Here is a 10857-nt window from a genome sequence, read left to right as displayed (position 1 = left end):
GCGGTCACCCGGTGGGCCACTGTGCGGGGGGTCTGACCCCCGGGGGCGCCCCCGGCCGGGGCGGGCGGGGCGGCCCGGGCCCCCCCCCCCCGGAGGGGAGCCACGTTCACGATGATGTTCGCGCCCGGGAGCGACCTCGCGGACTCACCGGGGCCCGCCGTTGCGCACCGAGATCGTGAAGGAATCGCCTGTGCCCGGAACAACGACAGGGCAGGTGATAGTCACATGATCGGGCGGACGAGTCCTAACTATTGCTCCCGCCGCCGTTGCTCCCGCCGCCGTTGTTCCCGCCGCCGTTGTTCCCGCCGCCGTTGTTCCCGCCACCGTTGTTCCCCCCGCCACCGTTGTTCCCCCCGCCACCGCCGCCACCGCCGCCACTGCCGGGGTTGAGCAGGCCGATGATGTCGATGGTGTTGCCGCAGACGTTGGCCTGGGCGTTGACGGGGACCTGGATCAAGTTGCCGGACAGTACGCCCGGCGATCCCGCGGCGATGCCGTTGGCAACCGCGTCACCACCCGAGTTGAGGCACAGCGTGCCCGCAGGCGGGACGACGGGCTCGCCCTCGCCGGGCTCACATTCGTGGGCGGAGGCGATGCCTCCGGAGAGGACAACGAGCGCTACGGTGAGGCCGACAGCCGCGAGGTACTTCCTGGTGTTGGTCATGGTGGTAGAAGTAGCTGACCTCCCCACCGCCACGGTCCGTCCCGGGCGCGTCTTCGCTCTGTCAGACGCGTCTATTACCACCAACGCAGGAATCACGACCGATCGGGGAGAACCGGGACGCGTCCGGTTCCTCGATCAGACCCCCGCCTCGATGGCGAGCAGCCCGTCGGGACGGCGCGGCCCGGCCCCGGGTGCCGAGCCCCGGTATCCCGCACGGCGACGAGCACGAGGGCGGCGGCGGTGAAGCCGACCCCGACCGCCACAGTGCCACCGAGGTCGCCGCCCCGGGCGGTGATCGCACGGCCTCCCAGCGTCGTCGCGGCCGCGACCCCGAGGCACCCGGCCGCCCAACCGGTTGACGAGGAAGGCCGCGCCCCCGAATCCGAGCATCGTCAGGGTGCCCTGGGCGGAGCCCAGGCCGGCGTCGCGCAGGATCGGGTCGATGAACGCGAACGCCGCGAACACCCCGCCGATCGTCAGGAAACTGCTCAGATAACGCAGCCACAGTCGCCCGTTGCGCAGTTCGCCCGATGACGGCGACCGGTCCTGCCGTGCCGAGGACTTCGGCAGGCAGACGAGCACCGCGAGGGCCATCACCGCGGCACCTGCGGCGAGCAGGAAGAACGAGGCCCGCCAGCCGAGCGTCGAGGCGAGCAGGTGACTCAGCGGCAGCCCGAACAGCGTCCCGGTCATCAGCCCGGCCAGCACCACTGCCGACCCGCCCCCGCCGGCCACGCCCTGACCCCCGGCAGGGCATCTACGAGAGCTCCCGGCCCGTGCCCAGCCGGCAACAGGTCGGCAACAGGTCGGCGACACCAGCCGCTCCCTGCAGAGCCGTCATCCACTCCCACTCGTCGTGGGCCGCACCAGGAGCAAGCCCGCGCTGTAGGAACGGGCGCGGCCGATACCGGTCGCGAGGGCGTCGGTGAAGCCGTCCGGGTCGGTGACGGTGAGGGTGCCCTTGATCTCGGCGCGGCCGATCCTGGTGCCCTGGTGTTTGGCGGCCAGGCCGAGTTTGGGCAGCAAGCGGATCGCCATGGTGTCCGGGTCGCCGTCGGCGCCGATGCGGCGGATGCCGGCCGGGCCGACACGGTCGGTGCCGGCGGGTTGGAGGCGGGCGGCGAACCAGTCCTTGACGTGGCGGGGGGTGGTGTCGGAGAGGCGCTTGCGGACGAGGGTGCCGTCGTCGGCGCGGGTCTGGCGGTCTCGGGTGGGGTTCACGACGATCCGGAAGCCGTACGTGGCGCCGGTGCGTACCATGGTGTCGACCTGGAGCAGGGCGATCTTGTCGGCCAGTGCCGACCGGGGGATCGAGGACCAATCGGGCTGGACGCGGGACTGGACGATCACCACCAGGCTGTTGTTCCGCAGGTCGAGCCTCCAGGTGTTGAGGATGCCCATCTGGGCGCGCGGATCGGCCTCACCCGGCTCGGTCCAGCCGTAGAAGCCGGACATGACCAGCCGGTGCATGACGTGCGGGTCAAGGATCGCCTTCCGCGCCAGGGCGTGCATGGCGTCCAGGTACAGGATGCTGTGGCAGGCCACGAAGCGGGCGGTGTCGGTGGAGGCGGTGGTCACAGCAGGTGGTCCCATCCGATGGTCTCGCCGGGTTCGATGCGCACGCGTTGCTCCCAGCGGGGCGCGTAGGACCGGTGCACGGTGTGGAAGCTGATCGGGTGGTCGGAGATCCATGCGGCCCCGCCGGTACCAGCCGGTACCTCCGCCCAGGTCCACGGGTCGGGGGCGCTGGCGTTCCGGAGCAGCCGGGTGGACGCGAGGATGTCCTCGATCCGTCCGGGGTGGACCCCGCCGCAGATCTCGCCCGCCGGCGGACAGTTCTTGCGGCCGAGCCACAGCAGACGTCGCGGCTGTTCGAGCGCCGCGGCGAGTTCCTCGAGCAGGCCCTTGTCGGGGTGCTCGACCGCGGCGACGAACGCGGCATCCGCGAGGTACGAACGACTGGTGATCATCGGGTCCCGGCCGACCCTCCGGGCAAGGAGCGGGCCCCCCTGGGAATCAGGGGCGATCCCCTTGGGCGCCCCGTACCAGCCGGAAACGGAGCGTGCCGCCATCGTGCCGAACGCCGGCCCGGACGACGCCTCGAGGGCATCGGCGGCATGCTGTGCCCGCCGGTGGTCGGTGATCAGGTCGCGTGGTCGCAGCGGGTACCGCCCACCACCGACGGTGTGGTAGTCGCGGACGGGTGTACCGGGTCGGTCCGCGCGGACGGCGAAGCGGAGTTCGTCGAGCGGCTTGAGCGGCCTCTCCGGGCACTTCGGGTCGACTGGTTCATCGCGCGAGTAGCCCGCAGCCGCGGCAAGCATGCCGATGAAACCCGACTTGGTGGGTCTGAGGTGGGTGTCGCGCCGATCGAAGCGCGACACCAGTCCCCAGGCCTGGAACGGTCCGGCGAGCCGGGCCAGGAGCACGTACGGCCGGGTCACGGGGCGGTCAGCTCCTCGATGGTCTCGGCTTCGGTGGCGACCAGCTTCCCGGCTGCGTCGAGGCGGGCGAGGAGGTCCTGGATTCCGAGGTCATAGGTGAGGACACGGCCCCCGGCGATGTCGGGGCGCTTGCGGACGACCATTCGGTGATGCCTCAGGAGCAGTTCAGCGGCGGCGAGGCTCGCGGTCCCGTCCGCCCGTTCGTCGATCGGGGCTTCGAAGACCGCCGAGTAGTTGAAGGGGCGCTTGCCGTCGAAGGCGAGGACCAGTTTGGGCAGGGAACCGGTGGAGGCCGTGGTGTTCTTCTTGGCGGCCGGCATGGCGTCGATGAACGCCTCGACGAACTGGCGCTCGGCGGCGACGGCGGCCCGGTCCGCGTCCTCCGTGTTCATCCCGCCGGCCATCAGGTTGACGCGCAGCTGGACGCGGTCGAGCGCGGCGTGCCGGTAGAAGGTGCCGGAGATGAGGGACTGGTAGCCCGTCATGCCCGCGCCGGCGTCGTCCGCGGCGTCGAGGTAGTCCAGGGCGTTGGCCTTGCGGCGGATCTTGGAGTCGTCGGCGGCACTGTAGAAGTCGTCGATCTGGGCCGCGGCGTGGACGGTGAAGGCGGGGCCCGTCATCACGGCGCCGTCCACGTTCGGGGAGTCGGCGATCTCGGCGAGGAAGCGGCCGTAGAGGGCGATGTCGATGGCGTCGCGGGGCGCGAGGGCCGCGAGGACGGCCGCACGCACGTCCTTGGGCAGGGCGGGAATGCCGATCTCGGCGGCGGTCTCCTCGACCTCGACGGGCAGGACGTCCTCGTCGGGCGCGGCCCCTCGCTTCCTGTTCCTGCTCTTGCTCTTGGCCTTGGCTGCCTCGGCGGTCTTGCGGGCCTCCTCGAACTCGCCGACCCACGAGACGATCCCGTCCCGGTTGGCGTCGAGGTACTCCGCCAGCCTGCTCCCGGCGTCCTCGGGGGCGAAGAGCAGCACCTTGGTCAGGTTGCGGGTGCGCTCCTTGTCCCCGAACTTCAGGCCCACGCCCTCCAGCACGGCTTTGGCCACGGGCAGGGCGTCCTGTTCCTCCCAGGCCAGTCGGCGCAACGCCGCCGCGGTGAGCAGTGCCCACTCGCGGGTACGGACGCCCATGGTGTAACCCGCCAGGGCGCCTTCCCCGGCATTCGCGCGTTCACGGCTGAGGGTCCGCTCGGCGCGGCGCCGGGACTGGGACGTGATCAGGTTCCGCGTCTCGCCACCGTACGGGATGCACTTGGCCATCCCGTTCTCGTCACGCACCGGCAACACGGCGACCAGGCTTTCGAGGGCGTGCAGGGAGAGGAACTGATGGCCGTCGAACCATTCGGACACGGCACTGTTCCTGATGATCGTCATGTGGTCAGCCGTTCTTCTTCGCAGGGTACGCAGGGGTGTAGAAGGCTCGTGCCCACTCATAGGGGACCTGCCGGTCACGCGACTTCCAGTCGACCAGGTCCACGGTCAGCACCGACCAGGACGGAGGTGGCACCTCACAGGCCCTCGCACGCTCCACCGCATGCTGCAGATGCCGTAGCGGGAGTTCACGTGCTGCCACGAGACGCTCGAACAGTCGCCTGGCCCCCGGGTCCTTCGAGCCGCGGCCCGCAGGAGTTCCGATCCTCCGCAGGGCGTCGCCCATGGAGCCGTAGCCGGCCTGGGGCACGCGCCGTCCGGCGTGGTAGCGGGCGAAGAGGAAGGCGACACGGGCGAACACCGGTCGCTGCGGGTCCTCAGGGGCGTAACCCTCCGCGAGGAAGCGTGCCTCCGTCAACGCCTCGGGGCGCCGCAACTCGGCGAGCCGTCCGTAGTCGTGCGACCACACCAAGCCGCACAGCCAGTTGGTGAGCTGTTGTGCCGGGGGGCGGTCGGATCCTTCCTCGAACATCGCATCGGGGGTACCGGTATCGGGGGTACCGGTATCGGGGCTCTCGTCCGGATCATCCGCAAGGTCGAACGGCAACTGCAGGTCAGGCATTCACGGACTCCCTGAGGTAGACCGGACACTTCGGGCTGTTCAGCATGGAAGCCAGCCGTCTCACGGCCTCGCTGCGGGCCTCGTGCGTGCCGTTGGCCCGCTTCGACGTCAGTGTGGTGTCCAACGCCTGCTCCGTCAGGGCGCGGATCGTCCGCCCGAACCGTGCCAACGGTCCCTTGTCGGCAGCAGTGCCCTCGCTGACTTCCTCGACCAAGGCGTGGAAGGGGGCCTCCGCACCGGCCCACAGGAGCGGACCTCCGTTGAACCGTGCCACCTGCGCCGCCCTGTCGCCGGGCTTGGGGTTGCGGTACATGTGGTCACGTGCGGTGGCGGCCGCGGCGTACAGGGCTTTCGCCGCGTACTCACAGATCTCCGAACCTTGCCTCGCGGCACGCAGCAGTTCGGTCTCGCGACCGGGAACGTAGGGGAAGACGTCCGACACCCATGCGGTGGCGGACGCTTGACGGGAGATCAGGCCGACCGCCCACAGGTTCACCCGACGCGCGGGCAGCTGTGCGAGCCGGTCGTAGAGGTCGGCGCCCTTCGTCCGCTTGGCAGCGGCCGCGTACAGCGCGTGGGCCTCGCGCCACATCGCCCGGTCGTCCCTGGCCCGTAGCGGCACCTCACCGTTCTTCTCCTGCACCATGACCGCGTCCTGGAGGTACACCGGGTCCAGCGGATCCAGCAGCTCACCGGCCGCCATCAGGACCCGGTCGACCACGATCCGGTCATCGTCCATGGTGGGCCTAAGGAGGATCGACCTGCCGAGGAACGAGTGGAGGTCGGCCGGGCCGTCCGGTTTCCGTGTCGTCTTGCGCCCCCGAAAGGACCGCCGACTGCGCCGGCCGTCAGTCCAGGAGTAGTTGAACGTCCCGGTCCGCGTGTGGCGAGGGTCCAGGTTCAGCCTCAGCGCGTCGCCGAGCGTCCGCCCCAGGGCGACGACCCGCACCCTGGCCCCGAGACGTCCGACGGCCTGGTAGGTCAACTGCGGTCCGAGCCAGTCCGCCTTGGCCATCGCCCGGCCGCCCAGTCCGAAAGCGTGCTGGGCGAGCATCGCCCGGAACGCGACGCCCGCCGGCATCGGCGCGGGATCGCTCAGGTGCATCTTGTCGAAGAACTGGTTGTAGTCGCCCGTCCGCTCGATGACGATCTGCGCGGGGCCCACCCCGTGCCGGTCCATGAACGGCGCCAGTAGCGCGTTCTGTCCCAACGGCCGCTCCGGGTGACAGAGGTCCCAGTCCTCGGCCGGCCGCGCCTCCAGCCAAGCGGCCGCAGCCTTCAACGGCTCCGGGTCGCCGCTCTCCACACGACGGATCCACTCATCGTCCGAACCCGGCGCCTGGCCCGACGCATGGACGACGGCCAGGAGGTACTCGAGGACCGCGATGTCCTCACCCGGAGTCGATCCCACCAGCGCGGAGAAGCTGTCGGCGTCCCGAAGGAGCTCGACCAGCCCCGCGGCCCGGACCTCGGCACGTTCTCCCGGCCCCCGCGGCAGCGTCAACGCCGGCTGGCAGGGTTCCGTCCGCGGGTCCCAGCTCAGGACTTTCCCGGAACCCCCGACAACTCGAGAGACCCCTGTGATCTGATGGCTCGTCACGAACACGGAACGTACTGGCTTTGGGACATTCAGGTGACGAATTCTCCGAGAACCACCCGTAAGAGGCTTCTGATCTGGGGCAAAACGGATCGCATGGGAATCAGCGAGGCCCGCGGAGAACCGCTGATGAACCCCCTTCTGGCTCACATGCTCGACGTCGCCGCCTGTACCGGGGCCGTCTGGGACTCCTACCTCGCCCAGACCGTCCGGGACCGCCTCGTCCAGGCCCTCGGTGCGAACGATGCCAGGACCGCGCGCCGGAACGCGATGTTCTACGCGGCCCTCCACGACCTCGGGAAGGCATCCGCCTGTTTCCTCCTACAGTTCGGCCGCCGCAGGTACGACCGATCACGTCTTCGGAGCGCCGGCAAGAAGTGGCTCGAACACGCCCGTGGTGCGGGGCTCCCCTTACCCCTTCGCCCCGACACGGCACCCTGGTCACGGCACGAGCACATCACCGCCTGCCATCTCCCACGGCTGCTCGGCTGCACCTGCCCCCTCTGCGGCGGCACCGGCCGGAAGCACCACGGGCTGCACACCGTGGCACTGCTCCTGGGCGGCCACCACGGACACATCCCGAACCTGGACGACGTCCACGCCGCCTCGGCAGCGGCCCGCCCCGAGGAGTGGGACGACGACCACCACGACATGATCGCCACGCTCGCCCGGCTGCTCGGTGTCGATCTCGCCCGGCTGCCGGATCACACCGACTTCGAGCGTCCCGCCGCACGACCGCTGTTCGCCGGTCTCGTCGTCATCGCCGACTGGATCGCCTCCGACGAGAACCGCTTCACTTTCCGAGCCTTCGAGGAGACCGTCGACCGGATCCCCGGCCGGCCCCTCGAAGAGAGCATCGACCGGTCGGTGGAGCGGTGGTGGCAACTCTCCCAGGCCCAAGCCCACACAGCGGTCCGAGAGCTGCGGCTCAAGGCCTGGAAACCCACCGCCATGTCCTGGGCGCAACTCTTCCCCGACACTCCCGATCCCCGCCCATTCCAGTCAGCGGCCATGAAGGGCATCCCCACACGCGGCCCAGTGCTCACGATCATCGAGTCCGACACCGGGTCGGGCAAGACGCGTCTCGCCCTCTGGTGCGCCCACCATCTGGCCCGGACCAACGGCTATCACGGGCTCTACACAGCCATGCCCACCCGTGCCGCCACCGACCAGGCGGCCACCGACCACAGCGACTTCATCACCCGCGCGTTCGGTGAGACGACCGACGCCAACCTGGCCATCGTCCACCACACCGCCACGGCGACGGAAAGAGTCCACCGACTCCTCGACGCCGCCCAGCAGGAGACAGAGCCCGGCGATCTCAACGACCTCATCGCCTTCATCGAGCTGACCATCTGCCAGGGAGAGGCCGCACCCAGGGCCCGAACGGTCCTCGACCCCTGGTACCTGCGACGCTGCGCGGGCCTCCTCTCCACCTTCGGCATCGGCACCGCCGACCAGGTGGCTCTGTCCGCGCAGGCCTCACGCCACTGGTTCCTGCGCCTGTTCGGTCTCGCCAACAAGACCGTGATCATCGACGAAGCACACGCCTACGAACTCTTCCAGGAACGCCTGCTCGGCGCCGCCGTGTCCTGGCTCGCCGACGCGGGCGCTTCCGTTGTCGTCCTGTCCGCGACCCTTCCGGCCGCCGCCCGGCAAGCCCTCATCGACGCCTGGTGCCACGGCCTACGGACGGCCCCCCGGTCCACGGACACCCACGGCCCCATCACATTCGTCGACCAGTACGGCCTCATCACCCGCACGGCCCCCGACGTCAGCCCCCTCGAAATCCACACCCGGCTCGACCTCGTACCCGACCCCGGCCCGGAACACCTCGCCGAACACATCCTCCGCGAAGCCCGGTCGGGAGGCGTCATCGCGGTCCTCCGCAACCGGGTCGACTCGGCACACGAGCTCCACACCCACCTGCTCAAGAAGGCCGAGGAACACGGATGGGCCCCTGAGGAGATCATTCTCGACCACGGGCAACTGCTCCCCCGCGAACGCCTGCCGCGGGAAACCGGCATCCGCACAAGCCTCGGGCCAGGAGACGACCGCACCGAGCCCAACCCGCACCGCCCGGCACGCCTCGTGGTCGTCGCCACACAGGTGATCGAGCAGTCCCTGGACCTCGACTTCGACCGGCTCTACACCGACCTGGCCCCCATCGACCTGCTCATCCAACGCCGCGGACGACTGCACCGCCACACGTCCAACGATCCTCGCCGCCCCGAGAACCTGCGCACTCCCCAGATGACCGTGCTCTGGCTCCCGGACCCCGACAACAACCGGTTGCCGCTCGTACACGCCTCTCCCGACAGCCGCGGCAACCCGGACGCCCACGTCTACTCCCCCTACACCCTCGCGGCCACCCACCACCTGCTGCGCAGCCGCACCGCACTGCCCGCCTGCGCCGAGTGCCGATCCGCGCGTACGACAAACCCGGCCGCGTCCGTCATCTGCCTCTCCACTCCCCGCGACAGCGCTGCCCTCATCGAGTCCGTCTACGACCCGGGCCACTTCCCCCGGACCCCGCTGGGCACTCTGCTCTCCGAAACATGGGAGCAGTGGCTCGATCATCTCGACCACCACGAGAACGCGGCGTACGCGCGTGCCATCCATCCCTACAACCCCGACGGCTCGGCAAGGGACGTCAGCGACCTCAAGAGCGGCTCCGCCCACGCCGACGGCGATGACGGCTACGGCGACAGCGGCGGCCGAGGCCTCGCCGCACGGTCCCGGCTCGCCGAGCCCACAACCAGCGTCGTCGTCCTCTTCCGTCATTTCGACGACAACGGCGCCGTCCGGTACACGTACGACCCCGAGGCCGGACAGCAAGCCGATCTCAACGACTACAGCTCCCAACGCACCCGGGCCATCCGCGCCGCACACCGCGCCCAGCAACGGGAACTACTCCTGAACACGTTCTCCATGCCGGACAGCTGGCTCCGCGGGCTCCCAGCCGCCGACAAGTGGCCGTCCCTCAAGAAGGCCAAGCCCCTCGAACACCGCCACGTGGTTGTCATCGACCCCAGCGGTGCCTGTGTCAGCGGGCCGGTCGGATACGTCCGCTACAGCCGGGACAGGGGGCTCTACCAGGTGCGCCGATGACGGGCGGAACCCGGATGCAGGACCGCCCGCTGCCTACGGTCCCAGGGCGGCGGGACCTACCGGGCCCTCAGGCCAGTGGCTCCAAGGACGGGGCGGGACGTGATCGGTCGCAGTAGGTTCGGCGGAGTACTGCGGGCCGACGGACAAACTCCTCACCTACAGCCGTCTGCTCCACTCTCCCTGCTATCCCCCCGCCATACTGGGTCCGGCCTCGCAGTTCCGGCTCCCTACGCCTTCGCGCGCGGCCCCAGAACGTCCCCGCTGTGCACCGCCGCCACGACGGCGACCACGGGAGTGGAGAGGAACGTGAGCAGCACCGGCCCGTATCCGACATCGGTCGCCACCGCCACGACGACGGTCTCGCCCAGGTACACCGTCCCGGCGACGGTCCCGGCGAGCAGTCCTCGCAGCGGAGCGCGCCTGGCCAGCCACCCTGGCGACAACGCCAGGGCCACACCGGTGGTGACACCGACCAGGACACCGACGCCCAGACTTCCGAGGGCCACGGCCGCGACCAGGAGGAAACCCCCCGGCAGCGCATGCGGCTCCAGGACCAGCCGCGCCACCGCGGCGCCGAGCCACAGCGAGCCGACCACCCCGGCAGGCACGGCTCCGATACCGACACCCAGTCGAACACCTCGTCGGACCACCGCCGCTCGTCCGACCACCCCAGCGATCACAACACGCCTCCCCATCACTCGGCCACGACCACACCCAAGCAAGTATTGAACACGTTCAAATCTACCCGATGCCGCCGTCGCCCACAGCTACCTGCCCCTGGCCAGTCCGACCGCGTGATTCCTCATGACGGTCCGACACCGTCCACCCCCACCGAGGACCGCCCCGATGCCCGGTCAGCCGTGCTCTCGACGGGAACGAGCAGCGGGCAGGCCGAAGCCCGCTGCGGAGGGCTGCGGGCTGCACCGGAGGTACCGGCCCCCGTGGGGGCACGACAACCGTGACCTGGAACTGACCTCGCCGACTCTGCGGGCGCCGGTCGACCGCGTCCTGAGGCAGCACCGGAACGGCAATCGAAGGGTCCGAGCCGCGTA

The 10857-nt window shown here is 70.1% G+C and carries 9 protein-coding genes; 1 reads left to right on the top strand and 8 read right to left on the bottom strand.

Annotated elements, in window-relative coordinates:
- Window positions 1-244 precede the first annotated feature (244 nt).
- The 7 genes from ACFRAR_RS28995 to ACFRAR_RS28965 form a co-directional block, all read right to left on the bottom strand.
- The gene (locus ACFRAR_RS28995) at window positions 245-664 is read right to left on the bottom strand and encodes a chaplin (RefSeq protein ID WP_380701446.1); all 420 of its coding nucleotides are present in this window, start codon (window positions 662-664) and stop codon (window positions 245-247) included.
- A gap of 135 nt (window positions 665-799) precedes the next feature.
- Window positions 800-1375, bottom strand: a complete 576-nt coding sequence (locus tag ACFRAR_RS28990; RefSeq protein ID WP_380701448.1) for an MFS transporter — start codon at window positions 1373-1375, stop codon at window positions 800-802.
- Window positions 1376-1501: 126 nt separating this feature from the next.
- Window positions 1502-2242 (bottom strand): type I-E CRISPR-associated protein Cas6/Cse3/CasE, encoded by a 741-nt coding sequence (cas6e, locus tag ACFRAR_RS28985; protein ID WP_380701444.1) that lies wholly within the window; start codon window positions 2240-2242, stop codon window positions 1502-1504.
- Window positions 2239-3108 carry a type I-E CRISPR-associated protein Cas5/CasD gene (cas5e, locus tag ACFRAR_RS28980; RefSeq protein WP_380701442.1) on the bottom strand — a complete coding sequence of 290 codons (870 nt, stop codon included), beginning with the start codon at window positions 3106-3108 and terminating at the stop codon, window positions 2239-2241. Before cas5e ends, cas6e begins: the two co-directional genes overlap by 4 nt.
- On the bottom strand, window positions 3105-4454 hold the full coding sequence (locus ACFRAR_RS28975) for a type I-E CRISPR-associated protein Cas7/Cse4/CasC (protein ID WP_380701440.1): 1350 nt from the start codon (window positions 4452-4454) through the stop codon (window positions 3105-3107). The genes cas5e and ACFRAR_RS28975 overlap by 4 nt, the downstream gene beginning before the upstream one ends.
- Window positions 4455-4482: 28 nt before the next feature.
- Window positions 4483-5097 (bottom strand): type I-E CRISPR-associated protein Cse2/CasB, encoded by a 615-nt coding sequence (gene casB, locus ACFRAR_RS28970; protein WP_380701438.1) that lies wholly within the window; start codon window positions 5095-5097, stop codon window positions 4483-4485.
- Complete coding sequence (locus tag ACFRAR_RS28965; RefSeq protein ID WP_380701436.1) at window positions 5090-6697, bottom strand: type I-E CRISPR-associated protein Cse1/CasA; 1608 nt, start codon at window positions 6695-6697, stop codon at window positions 5090-5092. The genes casB and ACFRAR_RS28965 overlap by 8 nt, the downstream gene beginning before the upstream one ends.
- Between ACFRAR_RS28965 and cas3 the strand changes: the two genes are divergently transcribed.
- Window positions 6686-9805: a CRISPR-associated helicase Cas3' gene (gene cas3, locus ACFRAR_RS28960; RefSeq protein WP_380701434.1), complete on the top strand. Its 3120-nt coding sequence runs from the start codon at window positions 6686-6688 to the stop codon at window positions 9803-9805. The genes ACFRAR_RS28965 and cas3 overlap by 12 nt on opposite strands.
- 227 nt (window positions 9806-10032) lie before the next feature.
- On the opposite strand, the gene ACFRAR_RS28955 is transcribed toward cas3, so the two are convergent.
- Window positions 10033-10413 carry a hypothetical protein gene (locus tag ACFRAR_RS28955; protein ID WP_380701432.1) on the bottom strand — a complete coding sequence of 127 codons (381 nt, stop codon included), beginning with the start codon at window positions 10411-10413 and terminating at the stop codon, window positions 10033-10035.
- Window positions 10414-10857: the final 444 nt, after the last annotated feature.

Source organism: Kitasatospora sp. NPDC056651 (assembly GCF_042792155.1).
GTDB lineage: Bacteria > Actinomycetota > Actinomycetes > Streptomycetales > Streptomycetaceae > Kitasatospora.
The sequence above is the reverse complement of the archived record's forward strand: the minus strand, read 5'-3'. Positions and strand labels throughout refer to the sequence as shown.